The organism is Halobacillus hunanensis (assembly GCF_900166655.1).
In the GTDB taxonomy this organism is placed as follows: Bacteria; Bacillota; Bacilli; order Bacillales; family Halobacillaceae; genus Halobacillus_A; species Halobacillus_A hunanensis.
In genome coordinates this window covers 498,299-515,872 of record NZ_FVZB01000006.1, presented here as the reverse complement: position 1 = coordinate 515,872, position 17,574 = coordinate 498,299, and the positions used below count along the sequence as shown (strand labels likewise).

At 43.4% G+C, this 17,574-nt stretch carries 16 protein-coding genes; all 16 read left to right on the top strand.

Going from position 1 to position 17,574, the window contains the following annotated elements:
- Window positions 1-94 precede the first annotated feature (94 nt).
- Window positions 95-1,357, top strand: a complete 1,263-nt coding sequence (locus B5354_RS08175) for a PucR family transcriptional regulator (protein WP_079527683.1) — start codon at window positions 95-97, stop codon at window positions 1,355-1,357.
- A gap of 352 nt (window positions 1,358-1,709) precedes the next feature.
- Complete coding sequence (locus B5354_RS08170; protein ID WP_079527681.1) at window positions 1,710-2,174, top strand: hypothetical protein; 465 nt, start codon at window positions 1,710-1,712, stop codon at window positions 2,172-2,174.
- 372 nt (window positions 2,175-2,546) lie between these two features.
- The gene (locus B5354_RS08165) at window positions 2,547-3,710 is read left to right on the top strand and encodes an ROK family transcriptional regulator (RefSeq protein WP_079527679.1); all 1,164 of its coding nucleotides are present in this window, start codon (window positions 2,547-2,549) and stop codon (window positions 3,708-3,710) included.
- A 14-nt stretch (window positions 3,711-3,724) separates the two neighbouring features.
- Window positions 3,725-4,840 (top strand): extracellular solute-binding protein, encoded by a 1,116-nt coding sequence (locus tag B5354_RS08160; RefSeq protein WP_079527677.1) that lies wholly within the window; start codon window positions 3,725-3,727, stop codon window positions 4,838-4,840.
- A gap of 30 nt (window positions 4,841-4,870) precedes the next feature.
- Window positions 4,871-5,971 (top strand): ABC transporter ATP-binding protein, encoded by a 1,101-nt coding sequence (locus B5354_RS08155; RefSeq protein ID WP_079527675.1) that lies wholly within the window; start codon window positions 4,871-4,873, stop codon window positions 5,969-5,971.
- 4 nt (window positions 5,972-5,975) lie between these two features.
- Window positions 5,976-7,664, top strand: a complete 1,689-nt coding sequence (locus B5354_RS08150; protein ID WP_079527673.1) for an ABC transporter permease — start codon at window positions 5,976-5,978, stop codon at window positions 7,662-7,664.
- 20 nt (window positions 7,665-7,684) lie between these two features.
- Window positions 7,685-9,082, top strand: coding sequence for an argininosuccinate lyase (gene argH, locus B5354_RS08145; RefSeq protein ID WP_079527671.1), 1,398 nt, complete (start codon window positions 7,685-7,687; stop codon window positions 9,080-9,082).
- Between the two features lie 103 nt (window positions 9,083-9,185).
- Complete coding sequence (locus tag B5354_RS08140; RefSeq protein ID WP_079527669.1) at window positions 9,186-11,699, top strand: NEW3 domain-containing protein; 2,514 nt, start codon at window positions 9,186-9,188, stop codon at window positions 11,697-11,699.
- A 219-nt stretch (window positions 11,700-11,918) separates the two neighbouring features.
- Window positions 11,919-12,089, top strand: coding sequence for a hypothetical protein (locus B5354_RS20450; RefSeq protein ID WP_176142435.1), 171 nt, complete (start codon window positions 11,919-11,921; stop codon window positions 12,087-12,089).
- Window positions 12,090-12,449, top strand: coding sequence for a hypothetical protein (locus B5354_RS08135; RefSeq protein ID WP_079527667.1), 360 nt, complete (start codon window positions 12,090-12,092; stop codon window positions 12,447-12,449). It abuts the gene before it with no gap.
- A 220-nt stretch (window positions 12,450-12,669) separates the two neighbouring features.
- Window positions 12,670-13,839 (top strand): acyl-CoA dehydrogenase family protein, encoded by a 1,170-nt coding sequence (locus tag B5354_RS08130; RefSeq protein ID WP_079527665.1) that lies wholly within the window; start codon window positions 12,670-12,672, stop codon window positions 13,837-13,839.
- Window positions 13,840-13,880: 41 nt separating this feature from the next.
- Window positions 13,881-14,645, top strand: coding sequence for a 3-oxoacyl-ACP reductase FabG (gene fabG / locus B5354_RS08125; protein ID WP_079527663.1), 765 nt, complete (start codon window positions 13,881-13,883; stop codon window positions 14,643-14,645).
- Window positions 14,646-14,678: 33 nt separating this feature from the next.
- A complete protein-coding gene (locus B5354_RS08120; protein ID WP_079527661.1) occupies window positions 14,679-15,128 on the top strand; it encodes a MaoC family dehydratase N-terminal domain-containing protein in 450 nt (149 codons plus the stop codon).
- Window positions 15,125-15,526 (top strand): MaoC/PaaZ C-terminal domain-containing protein, encoded by a 402-nt coding sequence (locus B5354_RS08115; protein WP_079527659.1) that lies wholly within the window; start codon window positions 15,125-15,127, stop codon window positions 15,524-15,526. Before B5354_RS08120 ends, B5354_RS08115 begins: the two co-directional genes overlap by 4 nt.
- Window positions 15,527-15,570: 44 nt before the next feature.
- Window positions 15,571-16,776: an acyl-CoA dehydrogenase gene (locus B5354_RS08110; RefSeq protein ID WP_079527657.1), complete on the top strand. Its 1,206-nt coding sequence runs from the start codon at window positions 15,571-15,573 to the stop codon at window positions 16,774-16,776.
- A 15-nt stretch (window positions 16,777-16,791) separates the two neighbouring features.
- A complete protein-coding gene (locus B5354_RS08105) occupies window positions 16,792-17,565 on the top strand; it encodes an SDR family oxidoreductase (RefSeq protein ID WP_079527655.1) in 774 nt (257 codons plus the stop codon).
- Window positions 17,566-17,574: the final 9 nt, after the last annotated feature.

The window sequence follows — 17,574 nt, the reverse complement described above, 5'->3', positions numbered from 1 at the left end:
TTCCCTTTCTCTTTCCAGTCTAACTCGCTATAATAGTGGGTAATAACGTGAGATATGTAGTAAAATCATACTACTTGGAAAGGGGAGGGGTTATATGGAAGTAAAGGAATTGATCCTCCAGGTAGAGGATATTCATAAAGCCACTGAGCTGATCAGTTCGACATTGCGTAAGCCCGTCATTATAGAGAATAAGAATTTTGAATTGATTTCCTATAGTTCATCCATGGATGAGTTTGATCAATCCCTGCAGAAAACGATTCTCTCAAAAAAGTGCCCCATCTTCGTTATCGATCGCCTTAAAAAAGAAGGCATTGTTCAGCGTCTGGAACAGCGGCCTGATCCGATCCGTGTCCATCCGATTGAGGAGCTTGGATTTCATCAGCGGGTCGTGACGGCTGCCAAGCACATTGGTCATACGATGGGCTATATATGGGTACAGGAATCGGATCATCTTTTGACCGATGAGGAACTGACTCTTCTGGAAGAGGTTACTCCGCACCTTGGGAAGCTGATTTACGATATGTATGAAAAGGCGAACGCTAAAGAGGGGAGAAGAGAAGAGTTAATGTGGAAGCTGCTGCACCATGAATATGGGAGCGAGAGTCAGTTCCGCCATGATGCTTCTCTTGCCAAGCTGACCTTGCCGGAACGCTTTTCGGTGGTGGTTTTTTCGGTAACCGCTGCTCAGCATAATTACATGTTGGATTACCTGGAGAAATCAGTTCACCAATCTTCCACTAAAAAGAACATTCATTATTTAAAAACGGAATTTCAAATGATTATGGTCCTTTATGGCAAGTCAGAAAACAGGTTATCTACACGGGATATGGCCAGGGAATTAATAGAAGAAGTCAAATCTGAGACCGGGGAAGAGGAATTTTACAATTTCCTCATTGGAGTTGGTAAAGAGTACACATCTCTTTATCAAATTAGGAAAAGTTTCCTTGAAGCCCTTGAAGTGATTGAGATTGCCAATTTCATTACGCCACGGCCTGAATCAATGCCGCGTGAGTTTACCAAACTCGGGATATATCGTTATTTAGCTACTCTTTATGAAAAAAATAGCTCCGAAGATTATTACAGTGATGATTTATTGACTTTGATTCACAATGATACAGAGAAGCAGACTGATTTGCTGCGTACGCTTGAAGTTTATTTAGCTAATAATGGTAAAGGAAAGCAGACCGCTAATCAGTTGTTCATTCATCCAAACACGTTAAATTACCGGATAAAACAGATCCAGGAATTAACGGCAATTGATTTTAATGATTTTAATATGAAGACATACCTATACACGGAGTTGCTTTTGCTTAATAATGTAGAAGCTTATTATCAACGGTATAGGGATGCACTATGAATAAGAAGAATCTATGCCTGCCATGGATTCTTTTTTTGTTTGAGAAACAGCATGATATGTGTGAAGAGAACTAGTGTATGAATTAGAACACTAGAAAATGCAGAGGGATTTTTTTGATGAAAAAATGGTGGATTAGCTTAATTAGTCTAACCTTGCTTGCTGGAGCCGGGCTCGTATTTTCCTACGCGTGAAGAACAGCGACAGCGAGAAGCAGAAGGAACGTGGACTGACAAAGGATATAAAATGAATTTTGAGCTGTAAGATGCAGGTTTACCTCCACCACCCTTGTACTAAATGTACGATGTTTCTGCATAGTTTAGTGGTATAAAGGTCATTACGGGGGTGGGCAGGCGTGCAGCAGAAGAAAAGCAAATTACCATTCTTCCTCATAGCAGCAGTATTGGTCACCGGACTCGTGGTGCTAGGGATTTTTATGCTGCGGCAATCCCCGAGCGAGCAGGCAAGAGAAGCTGTAAAAACATTTTACGACCATGAACAAAAAGGAGAATTCGCTTCATCCTGGCAGCTTTTTCACCCGCTCATGAAAGAAAAGTTTGCCAAAGGACACTACATTCAGGACCGGGCACATGTATTTATGAATCACTTTGGCGTGACCACATTTACGTATTCTTTAAGTGATATGGAAAAAATAGAAGGATGGTCGATGACGAAAAAAGCGGAACCAATTAATGTTGTGTATACCACTACGGTTACTCAAACGTATAAAGGGAAATATGGGAACTTTGCGTTGCATCAGGAGGTTTTTGCAGCGAAGGTGAAGGAAGAGTGGAAGATTTTGTGGGATTATAAGAAGTGATAGAAAGACTCTGAATGGCTGTAAAGCTGTTTGGAGTCTTTTTTTGTGTGTAGTAGTATCGTCTGCAGTATTCCTGTTCCGCAGCATTTCGGGATTCAACCCTGGAGAGCCATGATTCTTCCCTGACTCAAGGGGATTCGGACTTAAGTCGTCAGTATTCTCCCCTAACCTTCAATGATTCTCCCCTAAAACGATAAGGTTCGGCCCCAACTCAAGAAGGTTCCACCCTAACGCTAACGCACTATCATCAGAGGTTATTTTTCTAAAGTTCTAAGCCCATTTACATTGACATAGAATGAACCAAACGAATTAGTAAGTAAACTTTACTAACTGAATCATAAGTCTAAATCCGCAGGCTAAGGGGCTTATTCAATGCAGAGTGGAAATGCCAGTTACATTAAAAAAACTAATCAAAAGCGAATTTTAACATGTGTACGGGAGGGGGGAGCTGTTTCCCGAGCCAATATTGCCAAAAAGCTTTCACTTAGCAAACCAACCGTATCTAGTCTTGTTGACACATTATTGGAGGAAGGGTGGATTCGAAAAGTTGGATGTGGGGAGGCTTCCACCAACGGGGGAAGAAAGCCGGTAAATCTCACCTTTAATCCTAAAAAAGCTTTCATGATTGGGATAGATTTTGGCGGGACGAATGTAGCCCTAGGTATAGCTGATTTAAATGGGGAGGTTTGCTCCTATCGGGAATTCCCAACTCAGGAACATTTGGATAAGGATTTGTTTACCGTCATCAAGCAGCATGTGGACATTATGAAACAGGAGTTAAAAATTGATGATCAGAAGATTCTAGGTGTCGGAGCTGGAATTCCTGGGATCACCAATATAGAAACAGGAATAGTGAAAGAGGCTCCTGCTCTTAAATGGAACCGTTATCCCGTAAGAGAAAAGCTAAAGGGGATTTTTGACCTTCCCATATATATCGATAATGACGTGAATATTAACGTTCTTGGTGAGCATTGGAAAGGAGTTGGCCGCGGCAAGAATAACCTCATTTATATCGCGATCGGTACAGGAATTGGCAGTGGAATCATGGTGAATGGAAGGTTATTTCGAGGGAGCAACTATAGTGCAGGGGAGATTGGCTATGTAGTTACGGATCGAGTACATGCCGATCATTACCATCCCGTTTATGAAGGGTATGGATTTTTGGAGAGTATAGCCAGTGGCTCATCTATTGGGAACCGGTTATCTGAGCGGCTAGGTACAATAGTTACGGCAAAAGAGGCGTTCGAGCTTTACCAGCAGCAACACAGGCAGGCTGTGGAAGTAGTTGATTTTGCACTGGAGAATTTAGCGCTAGGCGTGGCCAATTACGTGTCATTATTTGACCCGGAGCTCGTGATATTAGGGGGTGGTGTCAGCGGATCCTATTCGATCATCAGGGAACAGATGATGAAGATAATGGAGCGTTATACGCCAGGAACATATGAAGTCATGCCTACTTCCTTTGGTAAAGAAGCGGGTGTCATCGGGGCTGTGGCGCTGTTTTTGAAAGAGTCGGATACCTTGATTGAAATTTAATAGGGGGTTGTATTATGAATATAATTAAAAAGAATTGGCTCGTTTCTTCTCTCTTTGTAGCAGTACTGCTTTTTGTTCTTGCGGGTTGTATGGCGGGAGGATCAAGTGAGGAAACAGCTGAGAAGTCTAGTGAAAAAGCAAAAGATTCTGGTTCCTCTGCAGAACTGGAAGATAAGGTAGTTGTGTATTCGCCGCATGGCAGTGACATTTTAAGTGAGTTTGAGAAACAATTTGAGGCTGAATATGACGTCGATATGCAATTTTTAGATATGGGTTCCCAGGAAATTTTAGACCGGGTTCGTTCGGAGAAGAATAATCCTCAGGCCGATGTATGGTGGGGGGCACCCCAGGTGAATTTTGATAAAGCGAAAGAAGAAAGCTTGTTGGCTAAATATAAGCCTTCTTATGCAGATGCTCTTCCTGATATGTACCACGATGAGGATTGGATGTGGTCAGGAACATCTATTACACCAGAAGTTATTTTGTACAATACAAAAGAAATCTCACCAGAAGAAGCACCTAAGGATTGGGATGATCTTCTTGATCCTAAGTGGAAAGATGAAATCATCATTCGTTATCCGTTGGCTTCAGGAACGATGCGCACGATATTCTCCTCGATGATTTATCGTACGTATCAAGAAACACAGAGTCCTGAGGCGGGGTATGAATGGTTGCAGAAACTCGACGAGAATACGAAGGAATATGCGGCCAACCCGGAAATTATGTATAACCAGGTGGCAAAAGGTGTCGGCTCCTTATCCGTCTGGAATATGCCGGACACGGTCATGTTAGCAAAAGAAAAAGGGTATCCGTTTGATTATGTTATTCCGGAGAGCGGCACACCTGTGCTGACGGAAGGAATTGCTCTTGTAAAAGGTGCGCCGCATCCTAAAGCTGCCAAAGCCTTTTACGAGTTTGTGAATACGAAAGAAGCTGCCAAACTATTAGCCGAAAAATACTACCGCATTCCGACTCGTGAGGATATAGAAAGCTTGCCTGACTGGATTACGGAAACGGATATTAAGCCAATGGACATTGACTGGACTCTTTTTCAGGAAAAGTCACAAGAGTGGATGGAACATTGGGATACAAAAATTAAGAACACTGAGAAGGATAAAAGCCAGCAATAGAACTTATTAGATAAAGGGAGTTGTTGATTCATGTCAACAGTGAATTTATCAACGATTACAAAACAATTCGGTAATGTAACGGCGGTCAGAGATTTAGATTTATTAATCGAAGAGGGCGAGTTTTTTACTTTTCTCGGTCCCAGTGGCTGCGGGAAAACGACAACGCTTCGAATGATTGCCGGATTCTATTACCCTACCCACGGTAAAGTCAAATTTAACAATAAAGATATGACGACAGTCCCACCTGAGAAAAGAAATACGGGCATGGTATTTCAAAACTATGCCCTTTTTCCTCATATGACAGTGTTTGAAAATGTTGCTTTTGGTTTGAGAGTGAGGAAAATTAGTAAAGCCGAAACGAGGAAAAGGGTAGAGGATGTCCTAAAAAAAGTTCGTCTGGAATCATATATACAGCGACAGGTTAGTCAACTAAGCGGCGGACAGCAACAACGAGTTGCCTTAGCCAGGGCACTCGTGATTGAACCCGATATTTTACTGTTAGACGAACCGCTTAGTAACTTGGATGCTAGATTGCGAGATGAAATGCGCACGGAAATACTAAGGTTGCAGCGAGAGTATGGCATTACAACCATTTACGTAACCCATGACCAAGTTGAAGCTTTAACGATGAGTGATCGAATCGCTGTATTTAAGGATGGGAAGTGCCAGCAGATGGGAACCCCAACTGATATTTATAACGAACCTGTGAATGATTTTGTAGCTGAGTTTATTGGAGAAACCAATTTATCACCAGTAACACTGGATAAGAAACAAGAAGAAGTGTTCGTTTTCAATTCCGATTCTCTTAAAAGCCCCATACGTGTGAGAAACTCTAAACAGAACATAGCAACTTATCACGAAGATGATGAATTAATGATCTCCATCAGGCCAGAAGCAATTCAAGTCAGCGATGAGGAGTTGACAGAGCTGCACAATGTATGGACAGGTGAAGTGTCCCTTGTGCAGTTTACCGGCGCATCTGTTCATACTTTTATAAAAATAAATGAAGAAATAACACTTAGGGCTACTGGTTTAAATCAAGGACCAAGTACGTATTTTGCGGAGGGAGCAACCGTTAGTGTGCACATGCCGGAGGACCAAATACGCGTGATTCCAAGGGCAAGGGAGTGACACGATGAAGTTAAAGGCTGAACATCGAAAAACATTACTCCTATTAATTCCCGTACTTGTCGTCTTAGTTGGGTATGTTCTTTATCCGTCGATCGAAACGCTGCTTGAAAGTTTTAAACGAAATGGACTCTTCTCATTGCAAAATTATCAAGATTTCTTTGGAACAAAAGCCGCTGCCAATTTAGAAGCCCTTTGGCACTCCGTTTATATTTCTTTATTATCGGTACTCTTTAGTGCTTTGATTGGGATCCCTTTAGCATATATTTTTAACCGTTATGATTTTCCAGGACGTCAATTCTTTTCAAACATTGCCATTATGCCGATTGTTCTTCCTTCCCTGGTTGGGGTCATGGCGTTTATGTTTTTATATGGAGAAGCCGGCTTAGTTCCCAATGCAATCAAAGATCTATTCAACCTATCTGAGATTCCCTTCAGTATCGGAGGGGTTTCGGGGATATTGCTAGTACACGCTTATACAATGTACCCATACTTTTATATGACAACTTCATCAGCTTTAAATAATATTGATCCTTCTTTAGAAGAAGCAGCCTACAATCTAGGTTCTAGTAAATTTAGTGTGTTTAGAAAGGTGACCTTTCCTCTGTTAACCCCGGGATTGGTGGCTGCCTCTTTATTAGTGTTTATGGTTTCGATGGCCTCTTTTAGTGCGCCTTTTTTACTGGCAGGGGGTTATCGGGTATTAAGTCTGCAAATCTATTTTTCAAAAGTGAATGGCAATTTGGAAATGGCGGCAACCCAGTCTGTTATTCTATCAGCCGTCTCAATCTCTTTTCTATTATTTATGCGCTGGTACCAGGGGCGCAAGGATTATCGGATGGCCAGTAAAGGAATTGGAGCTCATCGCAGTGAAGTCAGTAACCCACTATTAAAATGGTGCATGGTATCACTAGGAATAGTGGCGATGATTATTTTGCTATTGCCACATGCCACGTTAATGCTTCTATCCCTTGTACCTGAGGGAGGATGGACATGGCAGACTTATCCGCAAGCCTTCAGCCTTGAAAACTTCAGGTTACTATTTGAAGATCCAAATATTTGGGATCCTGTGAAAAATAGTTTGATCATGTCGGCTTTAGCCTGTATCGGTGTGTTCGTATTTGGCATTATCACCTCTTATGCCCTTGTGAAGCGTAGTTTTATAGGGAAGAATCTCGTCGATATTCTCGTCATGATACCTTGGGCTTTACCTGCGACTGTTGTTGGTATGAATTTAATTCTGGCGTTTAACCAGGCTTCTCCGTTTTCATTTGGAAAAGTGCTCGTAGGGACATTTTGGATCTTGCCGCTTGCCTACTTTATCCGCTTCATCCCGCTTGTGGTCAGGTCGACATCTGCTGTACTAGAACAAATGGATGATTCGATTGAAGAGGCTGCACAAAACTTAGGAGCCAAGTGGCTTTACACCTTTAGACGTGTCGTGATTCCGATTATCATGCCGGGTGTGCTGAGTGGTACGTTGCTTGCATTTGTTCAGGCTGTAGGAGAATTTCCGACGTCCGTACTGCTTTATACCATTGGCAACCGGCCTATTTCGATTGAGATTATGAATCAATTAAGGCAGTTTAACATTGGTCAGGCAGCAGCCTATGGAATGATTCAGGTGGGTATAATTGCGATCGTCCTGTTTGTAGCTTATAAGTTTTTAGGTGTTAAATCTGAAAATACATTATAAATTTGGGGTGCATGTTTCTAATGAGCCGTGCTAAAGAACAGTTCGAACACAGTGACGGGATAACTTTTCCAGGAAAAACGTATGTAGAGTCCTTGTTGAAACCAGTGTTTTACGATCAAAAAGAACATTTATTGGATGCGATGTTTATGGTTCATAAAGCACATACGACAATGCTAGAAGAGCAGGGGATCCTGACCAGTGAAGAGAAGGCTGCTATTTTAAAAGGGATTGAAGCGGTAGAGAGTCTTGATAAACGTCAACTAAACTATTCCTCGGGTTACGAGGATTTGTTTTTTTTAATTGAATCAAAGATTGGTGATTACATCGGTGAAGAATTAGCTGGGAAAATGCACATGGCTAAAAGTCGGAACGATATGGGCGAGACGATGTATCGAATTGTAATCAGGGATTATCTTAAACAGGCAATCCGTGAGACGAAGCAGCTTGGTGAAGCTATTCTAGTGCAGGCAGAACAGCACGTTGATTCGATTATGCCAGCTCATACTCATACACAGCCGGCCCAACCGACAACGTTTGGACATTATTTAGTGGCGGTTTATGACAATTTGCAAAGAGATATAATGCGGTTAAAGCAGGCGTATCAAACCGTGAATCAATCACCAATGGGAGCGGCAGCTATTACAACAACCGGTTTTCCGATTAATCGGGAGCGAATGGTTGAACTGCTCGGTTTTGATGGATTGGTCGAAAACTCTTATGATGCGATTGCAGCGGGAGACTACTTGATTGAAGCAGGTCAAGCGCTTGTCAGCTTAATGAACAATATTGGTCGCTGGATCCAAGAGTTTCTCCGCATGGCATCTAAGGAAGTCGGTTTGTTAAACGTCTCAGATGCCTACGTACAAATCAGCAGTATTATGCCACAGAAACGAAATCCTGTTTCGATTGAACATTCTCGTGCTTTAGCGAGCAGTGCAGCCGCAGAGGGGATGGCGGTCGTTCATATGATCCACAATACACCTTATGGAGATATTAATGATACGGAAGATGACCTGCAGCCGCATATCTATAATGGGTTCAAAAAGGGTTCACGCGTGTTGCGTCTTATGCATGCTGTCATTGTAACGATGAATTTTGACAAGGAAAGGGGACAGAAGCAAGCCCGCGAAAATATGATTACGATTACTGAATTAGCCGATGTACTCGCCCGTGATTATGGAGTACCTTTTAGAAAAGCACATCAAACCGCTAGTTTGATCGCCAAAAAAGCATTGCACTTGAGTAAAGAGTTGTATGAAATATCGTTATCCCAAATTAATGAGTGGATAGGTGATGTGGAACTGAAGAAAGAAGATTGGGAGGCGATTATTGATCCTGTTTGTTTTGTAGAAAGAAGAAAGGTGACGGGCGGACCAAATCCTGACGTTGTAATGGCGATGATCGCAAGGAGAAAGTGATCGTGCTGCTGACTCGTTCATAGGGGGGTGGTTCTGATTTAATTTTCCAAGTCTTCTCTTAATCTGCATCTACTGAACATGTCAACTTAGAAAGGGGAATGGGATGAAAAAGTTTTCGTTATTAATTCTGATCGCGATGTTAATTGTTCCATTGGCTGCTCCGCTAAATTCCTATGGGAAAGGGAAAGCGGATCCGGATGTTGAGCTCTGGAACAAATTAAAGCCATTAGATACGACACTCAGTTTCCTGAATACGGGAGCACATCCCGACGATGAGCGAAGTCATCTGCTTGCTTATTTGTCGAGAGGGCTTGGGATCAGAACAGCCAGTTTGATCGCTAACCGCGGTGAGGGCGGACAAAACGAAATCGGTAAGGAACTTGGCAATGCACTAGGGATCATACGCTCTAATGAAATGAAGGAAGCCTCAAAGGTTACAGGGGTGGAAGTGTTTCATTTAAGCCAGACGACCGACGATCCGATTTATGATTTCGGTTTCTCAAAAAGTCCTGAAGAGACGTTGGAAAAATGGGGCGAAGAACTTACTTATAAACGGTTCATCCGCAGAATTCGAACCTATAAGCCTGATATTTTATTCCCTTCCTTTTTGAACGTTGAATCACAGCACGGCCATCATCGAGCGATTAACTTATTAACAAGAAGAGCCTTTGAAGATGCTGCCGATCCAACAGTTTTTCCTGAACAGCTTGAAGAAGGGCTGTCTACTTGGCAAGTGAAGAAACTCTATCTGCCTGCTGACTCAGGCAATTCCACAACTTCACTGCAAATAGGGAAATATGATCCAATCTATGGTATGACCTACCCGCAGCTTGGTGAAAAATCACGATATCTCCACAAGAGTCAGGGAATGGGGGAAGATATACCGGCTGAACCTGAAACAGTCTATTTAAGACTTGCTAAGTCCGTGACTGAAATATCAAATGAAGAAAATATGTTTGACGGTTTAGCTTATGATTTTAAGGAGATCGGGTCCCGACTAAAGAGTGAACACCCGGGTCTTAGTGCCAAACTGACGCATTTACAGAAAACACTTGATAAGGTGATCAAACAATATCCAGATCGCTCACAAGCGTTGAAAAAGGCACATGTGGCTCTTAAAGAAGTAAGGCATTTGCAGTCAAAGACTGAAAAGAGTCGTTTAGAATCGAAAGAAAAAGAAGATATCTTGTTCCGGCTTGATGTGAAAGAGGTTCAGCTTACTGAAGTAAGTAAGGTGGCTTCCAGCTTGGAAGTTCAGACAGCGGTTGAAGACGCTACCCTCGTACAGAACGGGCAAACGAATGTAACGGTCACCATGAAAAATAACGGCAAACAGCTTCTTAAAGATGTTCACCCGGCCTTAAGCCTACCTGAAGGGTGGACGGTTGAAGAATCACCAAAACCTTTTCTTTTAAAATCAGGAGAGAGTAAAACTGTTGAATTTACTGTCACTGTCCCTTCAGACGCCGAGTACTTTAAACCATATGATGAGTCTAGTATACAAACCAAACTATCTTATTCAGTCGGTCCCGCCGAAGTAAAACAAAGCTATCAAACCGAGAGTACGGTAGCCGTTTTACCAGACGTATCTATACAATCGGATCCAACCAGCTTAGTTGTTAACACACTGGATGTACCTGAAGAAATTACCGTTGAAGCCAAAGTACAAAATAACACCTCAGGATCGCTTGAAACTTCTGTGGAACTTGATATTCCAGATGGATGGACGGCAGAACCTGAGTTGAAGCCTGTAGCTTTCAGTGAAGAGAACGAAACACAAACGGTTACCTTCACGGTCTCCCCAAGCACGGAAGTAAATAAGGGAGAATTTACTATACAGCCAGTCGTCAAAGCGAATGGAAAGTCGTTAAGTACCTACGTTCAAAAAATTGACTATGCACATATCAATACCTCGTACTATCTGCAGCCAGCCAAGGTTGAAGGGGTAGCCTTTGATTTGAAAATGCCTGACAACTTAAAAGTCGGTTACATTGACAGCGGCTTTGATAAAGTAGCTGATCGATTACAGGGCATCGGCATGGATGTAACAAAACTTGGACCAGAAGATTTGAAATCAGGAGATCTCTCTCAATATGATACGATCGTAACAGGTGTCAGGGCTTACTTGTCTCGTGAGGATTTGCGGAATAATAACAAGCGACTGCTTCAATACGCAGAAGATGGCGGCCATCTTGTCGTACAGTACAATAAACCATGGGATAATTGGAACTCGGATTCGACGGCTCCATACAAACTAGTTATTGGTCAGCCATCGATTGAGTGGCGAGTTACTGATGAAACAGCTGAGGTACACGTCCAAAAACCAAACCATCCTCTCTTTAATTATCCGAACACTATCACTGAGAAGGATTGGTCCAATTGGGTTCAAGAAAGAGGCTTGTATTTCCCAATGGAATGGGATGACAGGTTTGAAACGTTCGTCAGCATGGCGGATCCGAATGAAGAACCTTTTGACAGCGGGATATTAATGACCGACTACGGCGAGGGAAGCTATTTATATACGAACCTTGTCTGGTATCGGCAAATCCAGAATCAGGTGCCGGGTGGGTATCGTATTTTTACCAATCTAGTGAGTTATCCGTTCCATGATAAATAAGGAAGTTAGAAGGGTTACCGGTTATGACTGGTAACCTTTTTTACTGATGGTTGTTTCCATTAGATAGCCTTCGAGGTTGTTAATTTGTTTTTTTAGCGTAAAATGCTATAATGCTTCTCTGTTAGAAACAGGTGATTCAATATGCGCAAATGGAAAGGAGTGAAATAGCACAGTAGGAAGAATTTCGGTAAGCATTGGTATTATGAATAGGGGGATATTATGAGAGTTTTACAGCTGGTGACTATAGGGATACTAGTGATCTTACTTTTCGTGGTGGTACAAATCAACCAGGGTCTAAGAGGTGAACGTAAACAAGCTGAAGAAGAGATAAACATACTTCAAGAAGACTTGAACTCGACAAAAGAAACTCTGGCTTTGCAAACTTCATAGATGACTTCCCCTCAGCAAAAGTCAATCTCTGTAGCTGAAGGTTTTATTCGTTCTTATTTTGGATATAACCAGCACCCTGAAAAAAACGGAGTAGACAAGTATGTAACCGACCATCTGCTGAAAGAGTTAAGCTTCAAAGGATCGAAGCAAAAGTACACAGAGGGTGTCAAGTCGAATATAAGTGATCTAAATGTTTACTATGGAATGCATACAAGCACTACTCAGTCCCTGTTTTTTACGTTTAAAAACAGGTTTATTGTAAGTGATGTTACCAGCAGTATCAGTTCCTATTTAAGAGTTGATATGATAAAGGAACATAACAAATGGAAGGTAGACGATATTTCATTAAATCAATTTTAGAGCATAGGACAGGAAAAAACTCTCATATACCTTAATTTCTAGTGTTTGAAACTACCATAACTATTACTGAATCTTATTCCTCGACATAATAAGACGAATTTATGGGTTGTATTTTCTGAAAGTTTAAAATAGTATATAATCATGACGTACTAACCAGTTGGTATGTAAAATTCGGTCTTACATTTTTTTATAAAAAATACTTATGAATGGGGATTTTTATATGCATTTACGGTTAACAGATGAACAGCAAATGGTGAAGGAAACGATAAGGAAGTTTGTAGAAAAGGAATTAATCCCTTTAGAAAACGAGGTACTTCGCAATGAGCGTGAGGGCAAGCCGAGTCTCTCGCCTGAGAAAATGCAGGAGCTGCAGCTGAAGGCGAAAGAAGCCGGGTTCTGGGGGATCAATACACCGGAAGAATATGGCGGGGCTGACCTTGGGCAGATGATGCTGGCGATTGTGCAGATGGAAGTGGCGAGGACATTCGTTCCGTTCCAGTTCGGCGGTTCGGCAGATAACATCCTCTATTATGGAAACGAGGAGCAGAAGCAGAAATATCTCCTCCCGACCATTAATGGGGAGAAAAAGTCTTGTTTTGCGATGACAGAGCCGGACGCTGGCTCGGATACGAGAAATATCCGCATGACTGCTGTGAAAGATGGCAATGAGTGGGTGTTAAATGGTGAGAAAACCTTTATCACTGGCGGAAACGAGGCTGACTTCGTGATGGTGATTGCGATCACGGATAAGGAGCTGCACCAGTCTTCGGGTGGTCGGAAAGGCGTAACTTGTTTCATTGCGGATCGGTCGATGGGCTGGAAGTCTGAATATATCGATACGATGGGAGAATGGGGGCCAGCGGGGTTAGTTTTCGATAATGTCAGAGTTCCGGAGGAGAATATTTTAGGGGAAGTGAATGGCGGATACGACCTTGGGCTGGAGTGGATTGGATTCGCCAGGTGGATTGTTGGTGCACGTGCCGTCGGCTCAGCGGAGCGGCTGTTAAACATGGCGATTGACTACGCGAATGAGCGCAAAACGTTTGGAAAGCCGATCGCGGCCAGGCAGGCGATTCAATGGCAGATTGCTGATTCAGCTGTGGAAATTGAGGCGGCAAAATGGCTCGTGCTGAATGCTGCTTTTACGCTTGATCAAGGTGAAGACAACCGTCACGCCGCTTCGATGGCTAAGTTATATGGTTCCAATATGGGCAATAGAGTCGTTGATCGCGTACTGCAAATTCACGGCGGCATGGGCTACACTAGAGAGCTGCCGATTGAGCGCTGGTACCGGGAGGCACGTTTGTGGAGAATTTACGATGGTACCGATGAGATCCAGCGGTTAATTATTTCTAGGAATCTACTGCGTGGACATGTAAAAATAGGGTAAGAGAAAAAATTTTTGTAAGGAATATCGAGGAGGTATAAATGATGGCAGGCAGATTTGATAACCAAGTAGCATTTGTAACAGGTGGAAGCCGCGGAATTGGAAAAGGAATTGTGGAGCGTTTTGCAGAAGAAGGCGCTAAGGTAGCGATCATTGATGTGAATGAGGAAGCGCTCAGTGCAACAAAGAATGAACTTGAAGGAAAAGGTGTTGAGGTCTTCGCTCAGGTGGCCAATGTGGTCGAGTTTGATGAGGTGAAAGCCGCAATGAAAGGGGCATATGAGCGGTTCGGGTCAATTGATATTCTCGTCAATAATGCCGGTGTTATCCGTGATAATATGTTGTTTAAGATGAGTGATTCAGACTGGGAAACCGTGATGAATGTACACCTGAAGGGATCGTTTAACGCAGCGCGTGCGGCTCAGGGGTATATGGTCGAGAATAAATATGGACGAATCATCAATCTTTCTTCCACTTCAGCACTTGGAAATCGCGGACAGGCTAACTATGCGACAGCTAAAGCAGGATTGCAAGGCTTTACAAAGACACTTGCGATTGAATTAGGCAAGTTTGGGATCACGGTCAACGCGGTGGCTCCAGGATTTATTGAAACGGATATGACGAAAGAGACAGCTGCCCGCATCGGCATTTCATTTGAAGATTTGGTGAAAGCAAGCGTTGAAAAAATCCCTGCCGGCAGAAGCGGAAAGCCTGAGGATATTGCAAATGCGGTCGCGTTTTACGCGGATGAAAAGTCTTCTTTTGTAAATGGCCAAGTCTTGTATGTAGCTGGGGGTCCAAAAGATTAACGTTTGTACTCAAATCTAAACCGAGGTGGTTACATGTTAACGGATAGCATTGGAAAACGTTCTAGTAAGATGAAAAACACGGTCGAAAGAGGGGCTGTAAAGAAGTTTGCGGAGGCAATTGGCGATGCCCACCCGATCTTCGTTTGTGAAGAAACAGGGCAGCAATCGCGGTATCGCGCTAATATTGCTCCGCCGACTTTTCCAAGAGTGTTTGATTATGGAGTTATCGAAGGCTTGAATTTGCCGAAAAAAGGGTTGATTCACGGTGAACAACTCTATCATTATGAGAGGCCGTTGCTCGTGGGTGAGGACATTTACTGTTATCAGGAAGTGAATGATTACTATGAGCGAAATGGAAAAAGCGGTGAAATGGGATTTTTGCAAATTAAACGTTACGGAGAAGACGTCGACGGGCAGGTTATTTTTACTGAGGAACAGGTTGTCATTATTACGGAGGCGGTTCGAAAGGGGATGGAAGTATGAGTATGCTGACAGAGCTTGAAGTTGGCGAATCGCTGCAATCGGTTACGCTTGATCCGGTTTCACGGCTGGATTTAATTAAATACGCTGGAGCATCTGGCGATTATAATCCGATTCACACGATCGACGAGGAAGCAGAAAAGGCTGGTTTGCCTGGAATTATTGCTCACGGCATGTGGACGATGGGGAATCTATCTAAACTTTTCACCCCCTTTTATGAGGAAGGATTTATCGAGGATTACACGATCCGGTTTAAAGGCATGGTTTTTCTGAATGATGAAATCACGCTACAGGCTGTTTTAGCTGAAAACAACGAAGAACAATTAGGTTTCAACGTTGCAGCCACCAATCAAAAAGGTAAGGATGTTATTAAAGGACGTGTAGCATTTCGTAAAGTATAAAAAATACGCTACATAAAAGGTGGCCCACCATAAGGAGGTTCGTTATGCAGTTTGAATACTCGGAAAAAGTTCAAGAGTTGCAGGAACGGCTGAATACGTTTATGAAGGAATACGTTTATCCGAATGAGTCGGTGTATGAAGAGCAGCTAAATCAAGAGGCACGGTTTTCCGAAGTTCCGCCAATAATGGAAGAGTTGAAGGAGAAAGCGAAGGAGCAGGGGTTGTGGAATTTATTTCTGCCAGACAGCGAATCCGGGGGTGGATTATCAAACATTGAATATGCTCCGTTATGTGAAATTATGGGGCGTTCGAGTATTGCTCCTGAGGTGTTCAATTGTGCAGCTCCTGATACAGGCAATATGGAGCTGTTGGAACGGTATGGCACAAAGGAGCAGAAGGAGAAGTGGCTGGCTCCGCTGTTGGATGGAGAAATCCGTTCTTGTTTTTCCATGACAGAACCTGATGTAGCTTCTTCAGATGCGACGAACATTAAGACGAGTATTATTCGCGATGGGGATGAGTATGTTGTCAATGGCACGAAATGGTGGTCCTCCGGGGCGGGAGATCCGCGCTGTAAGATTGCCATCGTAATGGGCAAAAACGACCCGGATGCCGCGAAGCACGAGCAGCAATCTATGATTCTCGTCCCGCTCGATACTCCTGGCGTCACAATCAAAAGGACGCTCCCCGTTTTCGGGTATGATCACGCCCCGCACGGTCATGCTGAGATTGATTATGACAACGTCCGAGTTCCTGCTGAGAATCTGATTTGGGGTGAAGGAAAAGGGTTCGCAATCGCACAAGGAAGGCTCGGTCCGGGGCGCATTCATCATTGCATGCGAACGATTGGTGCTGCCGAGCGTGCACTCGAAGATCTATGCATGCGGGTCAAGGAACGGGAGACTTTTGGCAAAAAACTGGCTGACCAAGGTGTAATCAGGGAATGGATTGCTGATTCTCGCATCGATATTGAGCAAGCTAGATTGCTAACGTTAAAAGCCGCTTACATGATGGATACGGTGGGCAACAAGGAAGCCAAAGCGGAAATCGCGATGATCAAAGTGGTAGCGCCAAATATGGCCTTGAAAGTGATCGACCGCGCCATTCAAGCTTTTGGAGCTGCAGGGGTAAGTGATGACTACTCGTTAGCGGCCAAATGGGCGAATATCCGCACACTGCGACTGGCGGACGGTCCGGATGAAGTTCATCGCCGAGCGATTGCCCGAGCGGAACTGAAAAAATATCACTAAACAGGAGGAACGTTCATGCATGTACAAGAGCTATTTAATTTGAAAGGAAAAACGGCGATTGTAACAGGCGGCGGCAGAGGTTTAGGAAAACAGATTGCTGAAGGGTTTGCTGAGTCTGGAGCTAATGTTGTCGTTTGTTCGAGGAAGGTTGAGGCATGTCAGGAAGTGAGTGAAGACTTGAAGAAGCACGGCGTTGATTCCCTTGCTTTATCATGTGACGTCACGAATACAGACGATATTCAGCACGTTGTCGAGCAGGCCGTGGAACGGTTTGGCCGCATCGACATTTTAGTGAATAACAGTGGAGCTACCTGGGGCGCGCCTGTTGAAGAGATGCCCTTAGAAGCATGGCAGAAGGTCATCAATGTCAATGTAACCGGAACTTTCCTCATGTCCCAAGCCGTCGGAAAAGTGATGCTTGAGCAAGGATCAGGCAAGATTCTCAACATTGCTTCAGTAGCTGGACTGAAAGGTTCTGATCCGAAGTACATGGATACGATTGGCTATAACTCTAGTAAAGGGGCAATCCTGACATTTACGAAAGATTTAGCGGTCAAATGGGGGCCAAGGGGCATCCATGTTAACGCGATTGCTCCCGGGTTTTTCCCAACAAAAATGTCGAAAGTGTTAATCGAACAAGGTGGAGACGCCATGCTTGAAGCGACTCCATTAAGAAAATTTGGCGGGGAAGATGATATAAAAGGCGCTGCGGTTTTTCTAAGTTCAGCGGCCTCTGATCATATAACCGGGGATGTTGTAATTATTGATGGCGGCTCTCATGCGATGTAGGATGAGTCG